Below are 19,341 nucleotides of genomic sequence, written 5' to 3'. Positions count from 1 at the left end.
ACTCGCCGCTTCGCGGATGTCGTCGGCCTCAATGCCTCTGTTTTCACACGGAGTTGTCTCGATCCTCGGGCTCGGGAGTGGTCGCCCGGTCGCCGCGCTCCCCGGCGTCCGCCTCCGCCTGGCGGCCCCAGCCGCGCCGGGCATCCTGTGGATGCCCGGCTCCTCGGTGTGCTTATGGGGGGCGCGTGAACAACGCACCACCCCACTGCAATCAGCCAGTGGATCTTGTGGATATTCCATGGATACCCGGCGGTAGCCCACCCTTCGTCAGGAATCCGTTCAGTGCGGACTGGTAGCTTCCGCATTTACCGGTTCCGGGGGAACAACCGTGCCGGTAACGGACCTTCACAAATGAAATCGGATGGAATTCCTTGCGCACTTCCCGTGAAAGTTCAGGAGGAAGGCATCGCTGGCGGGTGCCGAAGAGCCGGCGCGGCCGAATACTCCTGGCCGGCGCGGTATCCATGGCGGTGATGGCCATCGCCGCGCCCTTCGCCTCAGCCTCCCTGCCTGGCTCCTTCGACCCCGACGCCGCACCGACGGACCGGGTGACGGACACCTCCCGACTTCCCGACGGCTGGCAGCAGTCCGGCGACCGCATGGTCTCCTATGACGGCGACTCCACCGGACTGCACGTCCTGGTGGCCGACGCGAGAAGTGCCTACCGGTGGCGCACCGCGGCGACCCTCTCCGAGCCGGGCATCGACACCGACCAGTGGATCGGCCAGAGCTGTGTGACGGGCTCCGGCGACCGCGCCATCGTGGTCTACGCACCGCGGCAGGCCGTCAACGACCAGCAGGGCTTCCAGCGGGGCGCCTTCGCAGCCGTGGTGAACCTGGTGAACGGCACGGTGACCAAGCTGCCGGAACTGGTCTCGATGGCCTACTTCAACCCGGGCTGCGGCGACGGCGAGAAGGCCGTGCTCTCCCGCCCCGAGGGTAACGGCACCCAACTCCTCACCATCGACGCCGACCAGGGCAAGGTGGCCGGCCGGCAGACCGTGGCCGGTGAGCTGACCTCCGCCGTGCCCTTCGGGGCGGGCATCGCTGCGGCCACCGGTGACGCGGTGGTCTCCGTCGACCGCCAGGGGCACCTGCGCACCCTCACCCGCGCTCAGGGCACGCCCTTCCGTCTCGTGCCGGACGCACACGACGGCCTCGCCTACCAGGTCCCGACGGCCGACAAGAAGAAGGTGCAGGTCCGCCGGGTCACCGAAGCCGGTTCCGACAAGCTGCTCGCCTCCGGCCTGCTCGGTGCGCTGTCGCTGCGCGGCACCGGCGGCCATGTCTTCGTGACCGGCAAGGACGCGCAGGACGACGTGTTCGGCCCGGACCTGCCCAAGAGCTGGAAGATCCTCGACGTCCCTGCCGCCTCCGAAGTCTCCACGACCGGTCTTCTGGCCCTGACCGGGGTCGGCAACGGCGCCGGGACGGCCGGCGGCAGGAAGACCACGACCGGCACCGCTCTGCCTGTCGGCATCGACGCCCTGGTGCCCGGCACCGGCAAGACCTTCGAATTCCGGGTGAAGCCGAAGGCCCAGAAGCCGGCCGAGGGCTCCGAGCAGTCCCCGGCACTGGCCGCGCCCCCCACCGGCGGGTCGTCGGGCACCAGGAAGCCCGACGCCGTGGAAGCCACCGACCCCGACAGCCCCGTGCACTCCACAACCGACCCGGACCGGAGCTGCGCGGTCACCCGCAACGACCCGAAGCTCCAGTCGCTCCAGCCGTCCCCGGCCATGGTCGAGTGGGCCACGGACCTTGCCGTCCAAGGCAAGCTCGAAGTACGCCGCCGTACCGGATGGAACGGCACCGACATCCCGTCGTACACCCCGCAGGGCCTGTTCCCGCCCGTCGCTCTCAAGGGCGGCGGCCGGGTGCCCGCGCAGATCATGCTCGGTGTGCTCTCCCAGGAGTCGAATCTGCTCCAGGCCACATCCCGGGCCTCCGCCGGAGAGAGCGGCAACTTCGTCCAGGGCCGCTACTACGGCAACGGCGGCAGCGTCCACACCATCAACTGGTCTGCCGCCGACTGTGGTTACGGCATCGCCCAGGTGACCAGCGGCATGGCCAGGTCGGACACCGTCTACACCACCGCACAGCAGGATGCGATCACCGTGGACTACGCCGCCGACATCGCGGCGGGTCTGTAGATCCTGCAGAGCAAGTGGAACCAGTTGTACGGCCACGGCATGCTGGTCAACGACGGCGACCCGCAGTACCTGGAGAACTGGTTCTACGCGCTGTGGGCCTACAACAGCGGCTTCAACCTGCCCAACGCCTCCGACGCCTCCGCCCCGTGGGGCCTGGGCTGGTTCAACAACCCGGCCAACAGCGTCTACCCGCCGGACCGGAAGATGTTCCTGTCCCGCGGTTACGACGACGCCCGCACTCCCAACCTGTGGTCCTACGAGGAGCGGGTGATGGGCTGGGCGGCGTACTCCCAGCAGAAGAAGGATCCGACGACAGGTGCCACGGTCCAGGCCTTCACGGTCGGCCACTGGCCCACCGGCAACCCGCAGGATGCCCAGCCGCCGCGGGACGTGTTCTGCGAGCCCGGCCTGAACGACTGCGACACATCCAAGCCGCACAAGGCCGAGGGGTCGAGCCAGCCGGCCGGACCCTGTCAGCGGGACGACTTCAAGTGCTGGACGCACTTCCCGGTGACCTGGACGGACTGCCCGCAGACATGCGGCATCGAGGTGCTGAAGTACCGGGCGACCGACCCCGAGCCGCAGGTCGCCGCGGTCCACCCGACCGCCTGCGCTTCCACTCTGCCGCGCAACGCGCTGATCGTCGACGACGTGCCCAACACGGTGAAGTTCCGGACCGGCGGCATCAACCCGTGCGCCGGGCAGCGGAACTGGACCAGCCGGGGCACGCTCACCTTCACGTTCGGCTCCGCGCAGCAGAACGGGGCGACCGTCTACCCGTCGAAGATCGACTTCCATCAGCTCAGTGGTGGATTCGGCGGCCACTTCTGGATGACGCACACCCGGGCGCCGAGCTACACCGACTCGGTCGTCACCGGCGTCTGGACACCTGACCGAAGGATCGACGGCGAGGCCGAGGTCATGGTGCACCTCCCGGACCACGAGGCCAACGCGCCCACGGCGACGTACCGTATCGAACTCGGTGACGGCACGGCGGAGGAGAAGACGATCGACCAGGACACGGGCGGCAGGAACGCCTGGGTGTCACTGGGGACATACGCGTTCCACGGCAGCCCGAGCGTCTCGCTCAGCTCGCCCGCCGACAACGGCACCGGCGACGACTCGATCGCCTGGGACGCACTGGCCTTCGTGCCGACGGCCTAGCCGGACGGCCGATACGGCCACGCCGCACGTCGTCCTCGAGCGTCTTGACCAGCACTGGCTCGGCCTCGGGCCGCCACTGGCGCCCGCCGTTCTTGTAGTCCGCCGACCAGGGCAGGTTCCCGACCGTGTCCGAGCTCACCTTGTGTCCCTGACGGGCGAGCTCGGCTGCGGGATTCCGGGGCGGCTTCGTCGCCGGCTCAGGGGCGACATCGGATTCCCCCGCACATCTGGCTCGACAAGTGCCAGCAGCGCGGGTCACAGACACGGATCCACGCTGCGGATCACGTATGAGCGAGGCGGAGTTCCTCGCTCCGGACAACTACGTCGTCGGTGGCCCGCGGCTGCCGGTGCGGCCTCGACCGGTCACGGAGTCCGAGTTCTCCGTACGACGTCGACGGCTCACCCGCTTCGGCGCACACCCTCGGGAGATACCCCTCTCAGCGGCCATATGTGCGCGTAGTCGGGTCTGGCAACGCTCTGCGAGACGTCGCCTCGATGGACAACGGTGCATCGTGAGGGGACAGGGATCAGAGGTCTTTCCGGCAAAGCTCCTCAGGTACGGGTAACGCCTTGCGCCGATGGTGTCTGTGGTGGCTTCGCGGCGGGGCTGCCCGGGCGGCGACTCCATCCCATGTCTTGGCCGCAATGTGCGTCCTCACCCGGCTGGAACTGGTCACCGAGGCGGTCCGTGCCGCACTGGAAGAAGTGGCACGCACGGCCGAGCATCTGCCGGCCGTCCTGGGCGACGAGGAGTGGGGGCGCCGCTACGGCCGGCCGGTCCGTTTGGGCAAGAACCCCACCCGGCCCAAGACCAGGATCCTCGCCGCCGGCGACGACGCCTGCCGACTGCTGGAACACATCCACCGGCACGGACCGCAGGCCGAGGCGCTACGGCAGATCATCGTGCAGAACTACCACCGCGACACGGCTGGCTGCCTGCGCTGGCGCACCGCCGCCGACGGCGGCCTGCCGCCTTCCCTCCTCCTCGTCTCGCCCTACGACACACGGCCCGCTACGTCCGCCATGGGCACATCATCCGCTGGAAGGGGTTCGCCGCCCACCTCACCGTGACGTGTGCCTCCGACAGCGCCAACATGATCACGGACGTGGCTACCACGTCCGCCGCCACGAACGACGGCCAGGCCCTGACCGGCATCCACACCCGCCTGACTCGTCGCGGGCTGCTGCCCGCCGAGCACCTGGTCGACGGCGGCTACACCTCTCTGGTCCACCTGGAACGAGCCTCCCGCGAACACCAGGTCACCGTCAGCGGACCGCTGCCGGGCATCCACACCCGCCAGCACCGCAGGAACGAAGGCTTCGACCGGGACGACTTCCACATCGACTTCGACCGCCGACAGGTCACATGCCCCCAGGGGCAGGTCAACGAAATCCCCCGGTCAAAGTCCTGGCGAACCTTCGGCAGTTGACCTCGGCCATCAAGATCACCGACAGAGTCAATCTCAGATACCAGAAGGCGAGGAGCCGGCCGTCCGGGTTCCGGGTACACCCGTGGGACCAGCCACCGGCAGGGTTCCGTCCCGGATTCCGCGAGGGGACGGGGGCGCGGTCAACGCGAGCCGGTGCCGGCGTGGGGGAGACGCCCATGGCGCCGGTGTCGGCGCGGCTGGGCTCCGGGCGGGGCGCCGAGCTCCAGCGTGATCCACGCGCCACCGGTCGGCCCGTTGTCCAGCTCCAGTGTTCCGGCGGCCGTCTTCGCCGTACGCCGCGCTATGTCGAGGCCGAGTCCGGTGGAGCCCGCCTGGCTGGCGCCGCGCTCGGTGGGCAGGCCTCCGATGAATCCCGGCCCGGCATCCCGCACCGTCAGCCGTGCGCCCCCGCCCGGCCGCGGCGAGAGACCGATGCCGAAGCCGACTCCGTCCGGCGTGTGCGCGAAGACGTTGTCCAGGAGCACGTCCACACAGGCCGCCAGGTCCTCGGCGGAGACGAGCACGGGGATCGGGCCTTCCGGTATCCGGACCGACATCGGCCGTCGCTGTTCGTCCGCGAGCACCGACCAGAAGTCGGCACGCTCCCGTACGACCGCGACGGCGTCGCAGACCGCCCACAGGCCTCCGTGGGACGGGCGGCGCGCCTCCCGGATGATGTCGCTCACGGTGCGTTCCAGCGTGTCGAGTCCCTCGCCGATGGCCCGGCTCTCCTCGGGGTCGGTCAGCGACTCCGCCTCGATGCGCAGCGCGGTCAGCGGGGTACGCAGGCGATGCGAGAGGTCCGCGACGGACTCGCGTTCCCTCGTCAGCAGTTCTCCGATGCGCCCCGCCAGGGCGTTGAGCGCCGTTGTGACCTTGCGTACCTCCGGCGGGCCGGCGGGCGTCGCCCTGGCCGTCAGGTCGCCCGTGCCGAGGCGGTCGGAGGCACGCGCCAGATCGCTGAGCGGCCGGACGAGCGAACGGGCGAGCCGGTCGGCCACCAGGATGCTCAGTACCAGCAGCCCGGCTCCTACCGCGCCGAGCAGCATCCAGGCCGCGTCGAGCCCGTGGCGCAGTTCGGACTCCGGGGCGAAGACCCGGATGACCGCCGTGCCGTCCGGCAGTCCCTGGACCGCGACCAGGACCTCGACTCCTCCCGGCGCCTGGGCGACGATGCTGCGGCCGCTCGCGGCCAGGCGCATGGCCTGCGAGCGCGGCGCCGGCGCCCCCACGGTGCCGCCGTCGGCGAGGAACACGGTCATGGGGCTGTCGGGGGTCTCGGTGTCCAGCTGCCTGACGACCTGAGCCAGCCGCGTCCTTTCCAGCGTGGCGACCAGGGGCGTCAGCGACTGGGCCCGGGTCACGGCACCGTCGATCGCGCGGTCCGCGGCGACGGTGCGCACGAGCAGCCCGAGTGGCAGCAGGAAGGCGACCAGGACGAGAGAACTGGTCGCCACCACCAGAAGCACGAGGCGCCGTCTCACGACCGGGTCGGATCCACGAGTTTGATACCGACTCCGCGCACCGTGTGCAGGTAGCGGGGCTCCTGCGCCGTCTCACCGAGCTTGCGCCGAAGCCAGGCGAGGTGCACGTCCACGGTCTTGTCCGCGCCTCCGTAGGGCTGCCGCCAGATGTGCGTGAGCAGATCGCGCTTGGGCACCACCTGCCCGGCGTGCACGGCCAGGTAATGGAGCAGCGCGAACTCCTTGGGGCTCAGCTCCAGCAGACGGCCCTCCAGCCGCGCCTCGTGCGCATCCGGATGGAAGGCGAGGCCGCCGACCACCGTCGGTTCCGCCCCGCCCGCCTCGTCGGCCGCGGTGCGGCGCAGCACGGCCCGTATCCGGGCGTCGACCTGGCCCGCTCCGAACGGCTTGACGAGGTAGTCGTCGGCTCCGGCATCGAGCACCCGGATCATCTCGGCCTCCTCGTCACGGGCCGTGGCGACGATCACCGGCACATCACTGATCGCGCGAATCATGCAAAGGGCCTCGTAACCCCCCAGATCGGGCAGTCCCAGATCGAGCAGCAGCAGATCCGGCTGACGCTCCACCACCAGATGCAGCGCTTCCAGGCCGGTGCCCGCGCTGGTGACCGCATGCCCTCGCTCCGTCAGGGAACGGGTGAGGGCGGTGCGTATCGCCACGTCGTCTTCCACGAGCAGCAGCTGTGCCATGGCGCCATACGATAACCGAGCCGGTGCCGACTGCCTAAGGCCTGGACTTGTCGAAGCCTTTACCCGGGCTTAGCCTGCGGGGCGCCATGATGCCGTCCATGCACGCGCGCATATGGGGAGGCGTGGCCGCCTGGACCGTCGGCGCCACCCTGGCGACCACCCTGAGCCTCCTCGCGATCTCAGCACTCGGTGACGGGATCTACACCGGCCGGGTACGCACCTGGAGCGGCGACGACGTCGCCCGCGCGCTGGCGGCCGCCTCCTCGGATCCGACCGCCGCCCCCACGGGCGGTCCGCACGCCGGCTCGCAGCCCGCCGCCGAACCCAGCCCTTCGCGTTCGGCTCCGGCCGTATCGGCACCGCAGACCGCCGGCCACACCGATGCCGTGGCCTCGTCCGGCGGCACCGCGCTCGCCGCGTGCGGTGTGTCGGGGGCGTACCTCGCCTCATGGAGCCCGGCGCAGGGATACGAGGTGCGGTCGGTGTTCCGGGGGCCTTCGCGTGTCGCCTCCGTCACCTTCGCGGCCTCCCGCACGCTGGTCGTCCTGCGGGTCAGCTGTTCCTCGGGCATCCCCACGGCGCAGGTCTCCACCAGGTCCGAGGACGACTCCGAGCACGAAGACGACGACCACCACCACTGAGCCCGGACGGACCCCTTCCGGCATCGGGCGGGGGAGTACGCCGACATGCCCGACCCCGGCCCGGAACGGTGCGCGGAGCCGTGCCACGGACTCGGTCAGGCCCGTGCCCGGGCATGGGAGGAGCGGTCCAGGATCAGCGCCAGCGTCGGGCAGCTCACCACGGCGCGCTCTGCGTGCCCGACCAGATCGGGGGGCACCGCGTCGGAGCCGAGGATCGGGTATCCCCACGGGTCCAGGTCGATGATCTCGCCCAGGAGCTCGGCGCACATGCCGTGCGCCTCGCAGGTGATGGGGTTGACGCGCAGCCTGTACCTCACCGGAACTCCCAGTCTCGTGCCTGATCGTCCGGCAGGGGCAGCAGCGGCGGGCGCTCCAGCCCCGTGCAGGGACGGTCGTCGTCGTGCCAGTACACGTCCTGGGCGAACGTCTTCAGCGCGCTGCGCACCAGGTTGGCCGCCCCGTCGGGGTGCTTGCACGCGCCGCGGCCCTCGACGAGCTCGACCAGTTGCTCGACCCGGGCGAGCGTGCGCCCCCGGCCACCGCTGTAGGCGAGGGTGACGAGCTCGTTGGACAGCTCCGGGAGCCCCCTTACGCACGGCCCGCACTGCCCGGCGGTCTCCTCGGCGAGGTAGCGGACCACCCGTGCGGTCTCGGCCAGCCCGCAGGACGACTCCGGCAGCACGATGATGATCCCGGCACCCATGGCGCCGCCGATCGCCCGCAGGTCGGCGTGGGTCAGCGGGGTGAACCAGGCGGTGTCGGCCGGAATCCAGGTGCCGAAATAACCGCCGACCAGGATCGCCCCGGCGCGTTCCACCAGCCCCCCGGCCAGGGTGACGACGTGCCCGACGGGAGCGCCCATCTCGATCTCGTACACGCCCGGCCGGCCCACGGCGCCGCTGACCGTGACCAGGGTCGTCCCCGGCGCGCCGGGGGTGCCCGCCTGCCTGAACCACACGTCGCCGTGGCGGGCGATCAGCGCGAGGTGGCACAGCGTCTCGACGTTGTTGACCACGGTCGGACGGCCGTGCACGCCGCGCTCGTGCGGTCGTGGCGGTGCGAAGGTCGGCATGGCCGGCCCCTTGTTGAGGTACTGGACGATGGCCGACTGTTCGCTCGACACATAGCGCCCGGGTATCCCGGCCAGCCGGATCGGGACCGGGTCCAGGCCGGCCTGCCGCCGCTCGGCCAGGGCCTGGCCGAGCACGGCGAGCACCGCGGTGTCGGTACGGTGCACGGCGAGGTACGCCTCGTCCGCGCCCACCGCGCACGCCGCCAGAGAGATCCCGTCCAGCACGAGGTGCGGCACCCGGGAGAGCAGCAGGTGGTCCTTGGCGCTGCCGGGTTCCCCCTCCGCGCCGTTGGCCACGACGACCGGCGTGCCCCGACCGTCCAGCACCGAGCGGAGCTTGCGTCCCGTCGGGAACCCCGCGCCGCCCCGGCCGGTCAGTCCGGACCGCTCGATGCGGTCGACCAGCCGGTCCGGGCGGTCGCGGTCGCCCGGCTCCCCCAGGGGCGGGCGCCCGTGCAGCGCCAGGTGCTCGGTGAGGCCGGCCGCCCTGTCGCGCGGGACTCCGGCCAGCAGCCTGGGCAGTCGCGGCGCGGCGGGAAGGTTCCGGGTCGTGGTGGTCAGCGTCATGACGACCACACCGTGGAGGCGTGCGTCACGGGCGCGAGAGCCCGCTTGGACCAGCCCGGGGCCAGCGGTCCGCTGCTCGCCCATCCCCAGCCGGCCAGCACCACGGCGGCCACCGACGTCGCCGCCGCCAGCCGCAGGCCCTTGCGGTCGGGCCAGCCGGTCAGGAGCCGCCACGCGGACGCCGCCAGGACCGTGCCGAGGCAGACCAGCGCCAGGGCCGACACCCAGACCGTGGACGGGTCGGTGCCGGTGCCGAACGCGTGCACCATCGCGACCGGCCAGCTGACGTACGCGAGCCAGTGGATCGCGCGCCAGCTTCGGTGTCCCATGCGCACGCGGACCAGGCTGGTGACGATCAGGGCGATCAACAGGTCGGAGGCGACCGTGCCCAGACCGAGCCAGACGGGGCGGTAGTTCGCGGCGAAGGGCAGGAAGGCGTCGCTCAGACGGATGTCGGTGTACGAGTCCGCGACCGTGGTCAGGATGTGCAGAGCGAGGAAGACCGTGGTGAGCAGGGACGTGTTGGAGTGCAGGCCGACAGTGACGAAGCGCGGCCATTTCGGGCTCGTGAAACGGACCGTGGTCAGAACACCGAGCGTGACGCAGAGGGTGAGAAGGAGCAGCGCGACGAGCCCGGTGGCACGCGTCGCGTACCACAGTCCCGGTCCGTCGAAGGACACCTCGAAGGGCAGCGCAAGAGGAGTGGTCATCGTGGTCATCCGGTTGTTCCGTGGAGGTGGGGCCAGGCGCCGGTGAAGGTGGCGCGGCCGTCGGGGCGGACCAGGAGCGCCGGCACGGCGAGCTCTTCGAGCCAGCCCGCCGCCGCCGCCCCTCGTACGATGGCGGCCGTCGAGGCGGTGTTCGCGCCCACGCACGTCGACGCGGCGACCGTCACGGTCTGCCAGTGGGAGGGCGCGCACTCCCCGGTGGCCGGGGAGACGATGTGGTGGACCGTCTCCCGGCCGCGTCGCCATCGGCGCACCCCGGTTCCGGAGGTGGCGAGGCCGCCCTCGGTGATGGCGACGGCCCGGTGCGCCTCGCCGGCGCGCGCGGGGCGGGGGTCCTCGGCGGCGGTGGATGTGCCGTCGGTGATCAGGACCCGCCAGCCGTCGTCCGGTGCCGGCCCCGCGACGCGGATGTCACCGCCCAGGTTGACCAGCACGCCGCAGCCGACGCTGGCGTGGATCCGGGCGGCGGCGCGGTCCGCCGCCAGGGCCTTGGCGGTAGCCCCGAGGTCGAGCACCAGCCCCGCCGGAACCCGCACCACGCCTGTCTCCCGGTCGAGTTCGACCACGCGCCAGCCGGGTACCGGCCGCGCGGTCACGACCGTCCCGGCGCCGCCCCGGGCGACCTCGGTGAAGTCCCGGTCGTAGCCGAGGTCGACCAGCACGCCGCCGCACGTCGGGTCGACGTCGCCGTCGGTGGCCGCCGCCGCGTCGAGGGCGACGCCGAGCGCGTCGACGAAGGTGTCGCTGATGTGCATCGGACGGCCGCCGGCCCGGTTGAGCGCGCTGAGTTCGGAGTCCTCGCGGAACCGGGAGCAGGCGAGGTCGATCGCCGCGAGTTCCGCGTCGAGCAGCCCGCGGGCCTCGTCCAGCGCCGCGGGTTCGTCGACCAGCAGGGCGGCGACGGTACCCAGAGCCCGGAGTTCCGCGTGGGCGATGCCGGGAAGCGGCGCGACGGGGCCGGCCGGCCGGGCGGGGCCGCTCATCGCTTGGGACTCGGCGACGACGTCGTCTGCGTGGGTTTGGGTGTCGGCTTCGGCGCAGTGGTCGTAGGCGTGATCACCGGCGCGGTGGTCCTGCGGGTGACCACCGGGGCGGGCGCGGCGGAGCGCGTGGTCGTCGTGGTGGTCGGCGTGCGGGACCTGCTCGCGCCGGCCGAGGTGGACGGCGAGGCGGACGGGGAGGCCGAGGTGGACGGCGAGGCGGACGGGGAGGCCGAGGGCGACTCCGGTCCGGAGGCCGGTTGAGACGCGGAGGCGCTCGCACCGACCCCGCCCGGAGCCGACTCGGTGCCGGGTGTCTGGGTGTCGGCGACGACCGGCGCGGACCGCGTGAAGAGCGTGGCGAAGGCCACCGTGGCCAGCGCGCTGAGCTGGGTGACACGCCAGGTCAACCTGGACAGCCTCCGGAGGCCGTCGTGGCGCTCCGCGCCGGCGGTGTCCCTGTGTTTCATGCTGTTCGCTCCTGCCTGGTGGTCACGGCCCTCGGGGGCCCTGCGGGGCGGTGGCTCCTGTGTGGTGGAGATCCCCGTGCGTGCCGTCTCACCCCAGCGGAGAGGGGGTTAAGGCCCCCCTAAGAGGACGCTAATCTCGGATGGCCGGGCGCCGCCGTGACCGGTTCGTCACGGGACGATGGCTTATGGTCATGGCGCGAGGGCCGGCCACCGGTGCGGTGCCTCTGCTGACCGCCGGTCCTGACACAGCGACGGTTCGATCGGCCGGTGCCGGTCATGACGGAGGGGCCGGGGCCCGTGACCGGGCTACGGAGCCGAGGAGCCGGGGGCTCGGTGTCACCGGCCGCGACCCCGGCGGCGGAATCCCGACGAGATCACCGGGCCGTTCGGCGATGTGCACCGGGATGCCGATCGCCTCGATCAGCATCCGGTCGACGCCGGGCAGCAGCGCGGACCCGACCATCATGATCCCCCGGTCGACCAGGCCGGTGACCAGATCGGGCGGGCACTCGCGCAGCACCTTGCCGATGCTGTCGAGCACGGCGGTCAGCGGCGTCTGGATGGCGTTGCGTACGGCGGCGGTGTCGACGGGCCCTCCACCTTGATCGTGGACACCTCGACACTGGATCTTGAGTCCAGTGAGAGGAGTCCCATGTGGGGACCTACAAGTACTCGGCGGGGTTCCGGGCGGACGCGGTGGCGCCGGCCCGTTCGTCGCACCGGCCCGTCTCACGCATCGCCGCCGAGTTCGGCGTGAACCACGAGACGCTGCGGCAGTGGATCAAGACCGCGGAGAACACCGAGCGGCCCGAGGCGCTCGCGGAGTCCACGAAGGACGCGGAGATCGCGGCCTTGCGTAAGCAGGTCCACGACCCTACGAATGGCCGGGATCCTCCCGGGAATCAAGGTAGGGCACTGGTGAACCGCTTCCAGTTCGTTGCCGACCATCGCGACGCCTTCGGCGTGAAGCGGCTGTGCACCGTGCTGAATCTGTCTCGGTCCGGGTTCTGCCGGTGGCTGAAGACTGCCCCGGCGCGGGCTGCGAAGAAGGCCACCGCCGCGCTCACCCGGCGGATACGCAAGATCCACTCAGAGTCCGGGAAGACGTACGGCGCCAAGCGGATCACCGCCGAGCTCCGCGAGGGCGGTGCGATGGTGAACCGCAAGCGCGTCGAGCGGCTCATGCGCCAACACGGCCCCGGTATTCCCCACGCCCCCTTCCACCGCCACTACGCCGACCTGATCGATACCCGCTTCCGGCCCCGGATCCCCGCAGTCCGCGCGGAGACGCACACAGACCGGCCGAAGAGAGATGAGACGAAGGAGGAGAACCTGCGCCGACTGCGGCAGGAGAACACCGACCTGCGCCGCACCCTCGCCCTGTACGAGGAGGCCATCCGTCAGCTCGCCCTCGAAAACCACGCCCTGTGCAGCGGCGCCACCGTCGTCCCCCTGCCCGCCCGCATCCGGGCCTCGTCACCATCACGGCCCTGACCTCGCTTGGGACCAGGCGCCATCCTTCACCACCTGATGGGACTGGCCTGGCGTGGCCGGATGCCGGACGGGGAAACGCAGGTCAGTGCGTTCGGTCCGCTCCCTGCGGTTGCCCGCCGGAACTTTCCTGCTCGCTGGGGTGAGCAGGAGGTGGGGCTGTGGTTCCTCGTGGGATGAGGTGGGTGGGCAGGACGATGTGCCGGCCGCGGTCGGTCTGCGGGTCGTTGATGAGTTCCAGGGCGAGTCCGGCAGCGGCGCGGCCCAGGTCGGACGGCGACTGGGCGACGGTCGACAGGTCGAGCCATTCGGCCATCAGTTGGTCGTCGAAGCCGAGGACGGAGATGCGCTGAGGCACCTCGATCTGTACGGCGCGCAGCGTGGAGATGACGGAGGCGGCGAGTTCGTCCTGCTCGGCGAAGATCGCTGTGGGTGGTTCGCGCAGGCTGAGCAGGTTGCCGACGGCCTGGGTGGTGCCGCGTTTGTCGCGGGGCGGCGTGGTGACGACCAGGTCGTCGTCCAGCGGTATGCCTGCCTCGGTGAGTGCCTGCTGGTAGCCGAGGAGGCGCTCTCGGGAGCTGAAGCTGAAGCCGCGGGCGTTGGCGTTGTGGGCGAAGGCGATGCGGCGGTGTCCGAGGTTGATCAGGTGGCGGGTGGCCCTGCAGGCGGCGGCGACATCGTCGACGTAGACGCTGGGGCGGCCTTCGACGTGCTGGCTGATGTAGATGACCGGCATGGCGAGGTCGTCGAGGCGGGCGGTCTCCTCCTTGGTGAGGTCGAAGCAGAACACCAGGAGGGCGTCGGCGTTGCGCCGGGCCGGCAGGCGGTCGAAGAACTCGGCCCGCTCGGCCAGGTCGGGGACCACGTAGACGGTCATCTCCATGCCCGCCTCCCGCAGCAGCGGACCCAGGCTGGACAGTGCCGCCCCCATGAACCACGAGTCGAGCGTGGGTACGAGCACCGCCATGACACCGGTGCGGCCGGTGACCAGGCTGGATGCCTGACGTGAGACCGCGAAGTTCAGCTCGCGGGCGGCCTGCTCGACCCGGGCCCGGACGTCGGGCGAAACCGATGTCAGGCCGCGCATGGTGCGCGAAACGGTCGACGGGGAGACCCCCGCACGTTCGGCGACGTCGGCCAGGGTCGGGTGCCGCTGAGCTGGTGACATGAGCGGAAGTTAGCACAGTTCGACCCTCTGGTGGGAGCCTTCATGACAGCGCTGTCTCAAGTCTTTCAGCAGGGAACGATGACCGGTTGCATCACATATAGGCACGATATTTGCCCCCTGCTTCATCGGTGCTACTGCGACGTTACGCATTGACTTCCGCCAGACGCGCTCCTACGGTGCAAGCGTTGTCTCAGCGGAGGCAGAGCCGTCACCGTGAAGTCATCCTTCGATGCGTTGACCTGCGCCTTTGATCTACAGAATGCCGTGACAGCACAGTCCCATAACAGAGGCATCCCAGAGTCATCTCGGTAGCTACTCCCTACAGGGCGCCCCCACCGAGACTTCGGTTCCGCACGTCCAGGAGAGACAGTGAACGCCAGAACCACCAGAGTCCTTCAGTGCTCGGCCGTGCTCGTCGCCGCCGGGCTCGTCCTCACCGCCTGCGGCTCCTCCGGCGGCGACAGCTCCTCGGGCCAGTCGAAGAGCCCCTCGTTCACCGGCCGCGGCCCGATCACGTTCGCCGCTGCCAAGGACAGCTCCGGCGTCGTCCAGAAGGTGATGGACAGCTGGAACGCGCAGCACCCGAAAGAGAAGGTCACCTTCGTGCAGCTGCCGGCGGACGTGAACCAGCAGCGCCAGCAGATGATCCAGAACGCCGAGACCAAGTCCGACGCCTACACGGTGCTGTGGATGGACGTGGTGTGGACCTCGGAGTTCGCCGCCCACCAGTGGATCGACCAGCTGCCCGCCGACCAGTTCCCGCTGGACAAGATGCTCAAGCCGGTGGTGGAGACGGGCAAGTACCGCGGCAACCTGTACGCGGTCCCGCAGTCCTCCGACGGCGGCGTGCTGTACTACCGCACCGACCTGCTGAAGAAGGCCGGCATCAGCGCCGCACCCACCACGTGGGCCGAGATGAAGGCCGACTGCGCCAAGGTCAAGCAGCTGCCCGAGGCCAAGGACCTGGACTGCTACGCGGGCCAGTTCCAGAAGTACGAGGGCCTCACGGTGAACTTCGCCGAGGCCGTGAACTCCGCCGGCGGCGTCATCACCGCTGCCAGCGGCAAGCCCGACGTCGACACGCCTGCGGCGAAGAAGGGCCTGGACTTCCTCGTCGACTCTTTCAAGGACGGCACGATCCCCAAGGAGGCCATCACCTACCAGGAGGAGGAAGGCCGCCAGGCGTTCCAGTCCGGCAAGCTGATCTTCCTGCGGAACTGGCCGTATGTGTACTCTCTGGCCGAGAAGAGCAAGGTGGCGGGCAAGTTCGCGGTCGCGCCGCTGCCCGGCCTGACCGGGGCCGGTTCCTCCAGCCTGGGAGGCCACAACGTGGCCTTGTCCTCGTTCGCCAAGAACAAGGCGACCGCGCTGGACTTCATGAAGTTCTTCACCAGCGAGGCCAGCGCGGCGACGTTCCTCAAGGACGCCTCCATGGCCCCGCCGTACGGGTCCCTCTACGACGACGCGGCGCTGGTCAAGCAGTACCCGTACCTGCCGGTGCTGAAGAAGTCCATCCTGGGTGCCGTGCCCCGTCCGCGGGTGGTGCAGTACGGCGACGCGTCCTCGGCGATCCAGCAGGAGGCGTACGCGGCTCTGAACGGTGACAAGTCCAGCGCGCAGGCGCTGAAGGACCTGCAGAGCGAACTGCAGAAGTCCGCGGCACAGTGAGGAGCAAAGCCGTGGTCGACACCGACATCCCGTCCGGCGCCGCCGCGGGCACCCCCGGTGGTCCTGTCGGAAGGAGATCCGCGCCGGTGAAGGCGAGCAAGCGGGCCTGGGCGACCGCGGCTTCGGGGCGTACGGCGGCACTGCTGGTGTCGCCGACGCTCCTGGTGCTCACCGTCGTCGTCCTCTACCCGACGGTCATGGCGTTCAAGGAGTCGCTGTACGGGACCAAGGGCCTGGACCCCAAGACCGGCTTCATCAGCGACACCGAACCGTTCGTCGGCCTGCAGAACTACGCCGACATCTTCGGCGAGGCCGGCGACCGGTTCTGGAACGCCTTTTGGAACACCACCTTCTTCACCGTCGTCACGGTGGGCCTGGAGACCCTGATCGGTGTCTCGATGGCGCTGATCATGCACAAGGCGTTCAGCGGCCGGGCCCTGATCCGCGCGAGCATCCTCATTCCCTGGGCTGTGCCCACGGCCATCTCCGGCCTGCTGTGGCGGTGGATCTTCAACAGCGACGGCATCGCCAACGCCTTGATCGGCCGCCAGGTCCTGTGGACCACCGAGGGCTTCCACGCCAAGGTCGCCGTCATCATCGCCGAAGTGTGGAAGACCTCGCCCTTCATCGGGCTGCTCGTCCTGGCCGGACTACAGGTCATCCCGAAGGAGGTCTACGAGGCGGCCCGCCTCGACGGAGCCGGCCCGCTGGCCCAGTTCTGGCGGATCACCCTGCCCCTGGTCAAGCCCGCCCTGCTGGTCGCGGTGCTCTTCCGCTGCCTGGACGCGCTGCGCATGTTCGACCTGCCCTACCTCCTGATCGGCGCGCAGAAGAACTCGGTGGAAACCCTGTCCATGCTCGCCCAGAACGAGGCGTCCAACGTCCGCTTCGGCCCGGCCGCCGCCTACGCGGTGCTGCTGTTCCTCTACGTCTTCCTCATCGCGCTCGGCTTCGTCCGGCTGCTGGGCACGGACCTGGTGGGCGACGTGGGCGGGCCCAAGGCCAAGCGCAAGAACAAGCTCCGGCGCACCGCGGTGTCCGGCGGCGCGGAGGCATCGGCATGACCGCGACCGTGAAATGGCGAACCTGGCTGCTCTACCTGGGCGTTGCCTCGGTGGTGGCCTACTGCCTGGCCCCCTTCTACTGGATGCTGGTCTCCAGCCTGCGCAGCACCTCCGACATCTTCGACACCTCACTGCTGCCGACCTCGGTGTCGTTCGAGAACTACCGGGCCGTCTTCAGCCCTTCCCAGGGCTTCGGCCGCGCACTGCTCAACAGCCTGATCGTCTCCGGGACCACCACCGTGCTGGCCCTGCTGCTGGCCACGTTCACCGCCTACGCGATGGCCCGGCTGAACTTCCGCTTCAAGCGGCTCATCCTCACCCTGATCATCGCCACCTCGATGTTCCCGGTCGTCTCGATCGTGGTCCCGCTGCTGAAACTGTTCACCGACATCGGCTGGATCAACACCTACCAGGCGATGATCGTGCCGAGCATGTCGTTCGTGCTGCCGCTGGCGGTGTGGAACCTGACCACGTTCTTCAAGCAGATGCCCGACGAACTCGAAGAAGCCGCCATGATCGACGGCTGCACCCGCGGCCAGGCGTTCCGCAAGGTCATCATCCCGATCGCCGCGCCGGGCATCTTCACCACCGCGATCATCGCCTTCATCGCCGCCTGGAACGAGTTCCTCATCGCCCTGTCGATGACGAACCGGCCCAGCATCCAGACCGCGCCGGTCGCCATCTCCAAGTTCACCGGCGCCACCCAGTTCGACGTCCCCTTCGGCAGCCAGATGGCCGCGGGCGTCCTGGTCACCGTCCCCCTGGTGATCATGGTGCTCATCTTCCAGCGCCGCATCGTCGCCGGCCTGACCGCAGGCGCGGCCAAGTAGCCGCCCTCCCGGCGACCGGATCCCCCACACCCCGCTTCAAAGGACCCTTCAGCACCATGCCTTCCACCACGCCCTGGTGGCGCAGCGCCGTCATCTACCAGGTCTACGTCCGCAGCTTCGCCGACTCCGGAGGCGACGGCGTCGGCGACATCGCCGGCATCCGCTCCCGCCTGCCCTACCTCAAGTCGCTCGGCGTGGACGCCCTGTGGATCAACCCCTGGTACAAGTCACCGATGGCCGACGGCGGCTACGACGTCGCCGACTTCCGCGCCATCGACCCGCTGTTCGGCACCCTCGCCGACGCCGAACAGCTCATCGCCGACGCCCACGAGCACGGGATCCGCATCATCCCCGACATCGTGCCCAACCACACCTCCGACCAGCACACCTGGTTCCAGGCCGCCCTCACCGCCGGCCCCGGCAGCCCGGAGCGCGAGCGGTACATCTTCCGTCCCGGCCGCGGCCCCGACGGCGCCGAGCCGCCCAACAACTGGATCTCCTGCTTCGGCGGCCCCGCCTGGACCCGCCTGCCCGACGGCGACTGGTACCTCCACCTCTACGCCCCCGAACAGCCCGACCTCAACTGGCAACACCCCGACGTCCACACCGAGTTCGAGTCCATCCTGCGCTTCTGGTTCAACCGGGGCGTCGACGGCTTCCGCATCGACGTCGCCCACGGCCTGGCCAAAGACCCCGAACTGCCCGACCTGCCGCCACTCCCCGCCCCGGCGGACGGCCAGCCCCGCCCCTACGTCCAGCACCCACACTGGGACCGCGACGAGGTCCACGACATCTACCGCACCTGGCGCAAGATCGCCGACGAGTTCGACGGCGAGCGCGCCTTCGTCGCCGAAGCCTGGGCCGACACCCCCGAACGCCTCGCCGCCTACGTCCGCCCCGGCGGCCTGCACACCGCCTTCAACTTCGACTTCCTCATGGCCAGCTGGGACGCCAAGGACCTCCGCACCGTCATCGACGACTCCCTCGCCATGCTCAGCGGTGTAGGCGCGCCAGCCACCTGGGTGCTGTCCAACCACGACGTCATGCGCCACACCAGCCGCTACGCCCGCAAGACCGTCGCACGCTGGGTCCCCAACCAGCGCTACCAGCCCGAAGGCGACATCGACCTGGAACTGGGCACCCGGCGTGCCAGGGCCGCCGCCCTACTGATGCTCGCCCTGCCCGGCGGCGCTTACATCTACCAGGGCGACGAACTCGGCCTGCCCGAAGTCGAAGACCTGTCCGAGGCCGTCCTCCAGGACCCCATCTGGGAACGCTCCGGCCACACCGACCGCGGCCGCGATGGCTGCCGCGTCCCCATCCCCTGGTCCGGACAGAGCGCGCCCTTCGGCTTCAGCCCCGCCGACGCCTCCGGCGAACCCTGGCTGCCGCAGCCCGCGAACTGGAGCGAACGCAGCGTGCAGGCCCAGACCGGCGACCACACCTCGATGCTGGAGCTGTACCGCACCGCCCTGCACCTGCGCCGCAACCACCCCGCCCTCGGCGACGGCAGCCTCGCCTGGGTCGACGCACCCGTCGGGGTCCTCGCCTTCCGCCGCGCCCCCGGTCTCTTGTGCGTGGTCAACCTCTCGGACGAGCCGTACCGGCTGCCCGAACACACCGCGACCCTGCTGGCCAGCGGCCCCATCACGGACGGACTTCTGGAACCGGACCACGCGATCTGGCTCCAAGTCTGACGGTTCACTTCGGGGGTAGCGCCCCCTCCCGATTCGTCAGGGCCTCTC

General features: G+C 70.2%; 18 protein-coding genes and 3 pseudogenes. 11 read left to right on the top strand and 10 right to left on the bottom strand.

The window, feature by feature from the left end:
• The first annotated feature begins 416 nt into the window (after positions 1-416).
• Positions 417-2,150: a hypothetical protein gene (locus tag LQ326_RS37725; RefSeq protein ID WP_234543583.1), complete on the top strand. Its 1,734-nt coding sequence runs from the start codon at positions 417-419 to the stop codon at positions 2,148-2,150.
• A gap of 39 nt (positions 2,151-2,189) precedes the next feature.
• Positions 2,190-3,314 (top strand): golvesin C-terminal-like domain-containing protein, encoded by a 1,125-nt coding sequence (locus LQ326_RS37720; protein WP_234543582.1) that lies wholly within the window; start codon positions 2,190-2,192, stop codon positions 3,312-3,314.
• 112 nt (positions 3,315-3,426) lie between these two features.
• Here LQ326_RS37720 and LQ326_RS48910 read toward each other — a convergent pair.
• Positions 3,427-3,569 (bottom strand): annotated as a pseudogene (locus LQ326_RS48910) (ISAzo13-like element transposase-related protein); the annotation flags it as partial.
• A gap of 32 nt (positions 3,570-3,601) precedes the next feature.
• Positions 3,602-3,825 (bottom strand): annotated as a pseudogene (locus LQ326_RS37710) (hypothetical protein); the annotation flags it as partial.
• Between the two features lie 134 nt (positions 3,826-3,959).
• Here LQ326_RS37710 and LQ326_RS37705 point away from each other — a divergent pair.
• Together LQ326_RS37705 and LQ326_RS37700 are read left to right on the top strand one after the other, a co-directional pair.
• On the top strand, positions 3,960-4,385 hold the full coding sequence (locus LQ326_RS37705) for a hypothetical protein (protein WP_234543581.1): 426 nt from the start codon (positions 3,960-3,962) through the stop codon (positions 4,383-4,385).
• A 35-nt stretch (positions 4,386-4,420) separates the two neighbouring features.
• Positions 4,421-4,744 (top strand): hypothetical protein, encoded by a 324-nt coding sequence (locus LQ326_RS37700; protein WP_234543580.1) that lies wholly within the window; start codon positions 4,421-4,423, stop codon positions 4,742-4,744.
• Positions 4,745-4,884: 140 nt separating this feature from the next.
• Here LQ326_RS37700 and LQ326_RS37695 read toward each other — a convergent pair whose 3' ends face one another.
• Together LQ326_RS37695 and LQ326_RS37690 are read right to left on the bottom strand one after the other, a co-directional pair.
• Entirely contained in the window at positions 4,885-6,228 is a 1,344-nt protein-coding gene (locus tag LQ326_RS37695) for a sensor histidine kinase (protein ID WP_234543579.1), read from the bottom strand.
• Positions 6,225-6,917 carry a response regulator transcription factor gene (locus LQ326_RS37690; protein ID WP_234543578.1) on the bottom strand — a complete coding sequence of 231 codons (693 nt, stop codon included), beginning with the start codon at positions 6,915-6,917 and terminating at the stop codon, positions 6,225-6,227. The genes LQ326_RS37695 and LQ326_RS37690 overlap by 4 nt, the downstream gene beginning before the upstream one ends.
• A 98-nt stretch (positions 6,918-7,015) precedes the next feature.
• On the opposite strand from LQ326_RS37690, the gene LQ326_RS37685 reads away from it, so the two are divergent.
• Positions 7,016-7,558 carry a hypothetical protein gene (locus tag LQ326_RS37685; protein ID WP_234543577.1) on the top strand — a complete coding sequence of 181 codons (543 nt, stop codon included), beginning with the start codon at positions 7,016-7,018 and terminating at the stop codon, positions 7,556-7,558.
• A gap of 95 nt (positions 7,559-7,653) precedes the next feature.
• Here LQ326_RS37685 and LQ326_RS37680 read toward each other — a convergent pair whose 3' ends face one another.
• From LQ326_RS37680 to LQ326_RS37665, 4 genes are read right to left on the bottom strand one after another with little or no spacing between them, the layout of a single operon-like run.
• A complete protein-coding gene (locus LQ326_RS37680; protein ID WP_234543576.1) occupies positions 7,654-7,875 on the bottom strand; it encodes a ferredoxin in 222 nt (73 codons plus the stop codon).
• A complete protein-coding gene (locus LQ326_RS37675; RefSeq protein ID WP_234543575.1) occupies positions 7,872-9,197 on the bottom strand; it encodes an NADH-ubiquinone oxidoreductase-F iron-sulfur binding region domain-containing protein in 1,326 nt (441 codons plus the stop codon). The genes LQ326_RS37680 and LQ326_RS37675 overlap by 4 nt, the downstream gene beginning before the upstream one ends.
• Positions 9,194-9,916: a ferric reductase-like transmembrane domain-containing protein gene (locus tag LQ326_RS37670; RefSeq protein WP_234543574.1), complete on the bottom strand. Its 723-nt coding sequence runs from the start codon at positions 9,914-9,916 to the stop codon at positions 9,194-9,196. Before LQ326_RS37670 ends, LQ326_RS37675 begins: the two co-directional genes overlap by 4 nt.
• Positions 9,913-10,908, bottom strand: coding sequence for an FAD:protein FMN transferase (locus LQ326_RS37665; RefSeq protein WP_234543573.1), 996 nt, complete (start codon positions 10,906-10,908; stop codon positions 9,913-9,915). Before LQ326_RS37665 ends, LQ326_RS37670 begins: the two co-directional genes overlap by 4 nt.
• Before the next feature lie 3 nt (positions 10,909-10,911).
• On the opposite strand from LQ326_RS37665, the gene LQ326_RS37660 reads away from it, so the two are divergent.
• Complete coding sequence (locus LQ326_RS37660; RefSeq protein WP_234543572.1) at positions 10,912-11,169, top strand: hypothetical protein; 258 nt, start codon at positions 10,912-10,914, stop codon at positions 11,167-11,169.
• A 480-nt stretch (positions 11,170-11,649) separates the two neighbouring features.
• On the opposite strand, the pseudogene LQ326_RS37655 reads toward LQ326_RS37660, so the two are convergent.
• Positions 11,650-11,964, bottom strand: a pseudogene (locus LQ326_RS37655) (rod shape-determining protein); the annotation flags it as partial.
• A gap of 65 nt (positions 11,965-12,029) precedes the next feature.
• On the opposite strand from LQ326_RS37655, the gene LQ326_RS37650 reads away from it, so the two are divergent.
• Positions 12,030-12,869 carry an IS3 family transposase gene (locus LQ326_RS37650; protein ID WP_234543571.1) on the top strand — a complete coding sequence of 280 codons (840 nt, stop codon included), beginning with the start codon at positions 12,030-12,032 and terminating at the stop codon, positions 12,867-12,869.
• A gap of 82 nt (positions 12,870-12,951) precedes the next feature.
• Here the strand turns inward: LQ326_RS37650 and LQ326_RS37645 are convergent, their stop codons facing one another.
• A complete protein-coding gene (locus LQ326_RS37645; RefSeq protein WP_308402103.1) occupies positions 12,952-14,034 on the bottom strand; it encodes a LacI family DNA-binding transcriptional regulator in 1,083 nt (360 codons plus the stop codon).
• 369 nt (positions 14,035-14,403) lie between these two features.
• On the opposite strand from LQ326_RS37645, the gene LQ326_RS37640 reads away from it, so the two are divergent.
• Genes LQ326_RS37640 through LQ326_RS37625 form a run of 4 tightly spaced genes read left to right on the top strand, consistent with a single transcriptional unit; the run spans position 14,404 to position 19,293 of the window.
• Positions 14,404-15,702, top strand: coding sequence for an ABC transporter substrate-binding protein (locus LQ326_RS37640; RefSeq protein ID WP_234543570.1), 1,299 nt, complete (start codon positions 14,404-14,406; stop codon positions 15,700-15,702).
• Positions 15,703-15,713: 11 nt separating this feature from the next.
• Positions 15,714-16,766: a carbohydrate ABC transporter permease gene (locus tag LQ326_RS37635; RefSeq protein ID WP_234543569.1), complete on the top strand. Its 1,053-nt coding sequence runs from the start codon at positions 15,714-15,716 to the stop codon at positions 16,764-16,766.
• Positions 16,763-17,596, top strand: a complete 834-nt coding sequence (locus LQ326_RS37630; RefSeq protein WP_234543568.1) for a carbohydrate ABC transporter permease — start codon at positions 16,763-16,765, stop codon at positions 17,594-17,596. The genes LQ326_RS37635 and LQ326_RS37630 overlap by 4 nt, the downstream gene beginning before the upstream one ends.
• A gap of 56 nt (positions 17,597-17,652) precedes the next feature.
• The gene (locus LQ326_RS37625) at positions 17,653-19,293 is read left to right on the top strand and encodes a glycoside hydrolase family 13 protein (protein WP_234543567.1); all 1,641 of its coding nucleotides are present in this window, start codon (positions 17,653-17,655) and stop codon (positions 19,291-19,293) included.
• The last annotated feature ends 48 nt before the right edge of the window (positions 19,294-19,341 follow it).

It is taken from the genome of Streptomyces shenzhenensis (assembly GCF_021462265.1).
Classification (GTDB): domain Bacteria; phylum Actinomycetota; class Actinomycetes; order Streptomycetales; family Streptomycetaceae; genus Streptomyces; species Streptomyces shenzhenensis.
The sequence above is the reverse complement of the archived record's forward strand: the minus strand, read 5'-3'. Positions and strand labels throughout refer to the sequence as shown.

Coding starts and splice junctions, on each gene's coding strand:
- LQ326_RS37645 (WP_308402103.1), bottom strand. CDS start 14,034: ATGTCACCAGCTCAGCGGCACCCGACCCTGGCCGACGTCGCCGAACGT.
- LQ326_RS37690 (WP_234543578.1), bottom strand. CDS start 6,917: ATGGCACAGCTGCTGCTCGTGGAAGACGACGTGGCGATACGCACCGCC.
- LQ326_RS37675 (WP_234543575.1), bottom strand. CDS start 9,197: ATGACGCTGACCACCACGACCCGGAACCTTCCCGCCGCGCCGCGACTG.
- LQ326_RS37720 (WP_234543582.1), top strand. CDS start 2,190: ATGCTGGTCAACGACGGCGACCCGCAGTACCTGGAGAACTGGTTCTAC.
- LQ326_RS37685 (WP_234543577.1), top strand. CDS start 7,016: ATGCACGCGCGCATATGGGGAGGCGTGGCCGCCTGGACCGTCGGCGCC.
- LQ326_RS37705 (WP_234543581.1), top strand. CDS start 3,960: ATGTGCGTCCTCACCCGGCTGGAACTGGTCACCGAGGCGGTCCGTGCC.
- LQ326_RS37630 (WP_234543568.1), top strand. CDS start 16,763: ATGACCGCGACCGTGAAATGGCGAACCTGGCTGCTCTACCTGGGCGTT.
- LQ326_RS37670 (WP_234543574.1), bottom strand. CDS start 9,916: ATGACCACGATGACCACTCCTCTTGCGCTGCCCTTCGAGGTGTCCTTC.
- LQ326_RS37625 (WP_234543567.1), top strand. CDS start 17,653: ATGCCTTCCACCACGCCCTGGTGGCGCAGCGCCGTCATCTACCAGGTC.
- LQ326_RS37665 (WP_234543573.1), bottom strand. CDS start 10,908: ATGAGCGGCCCCGCCCGGCCGGCCGGCCCCGTCGCGCCGCTTCCCGGC.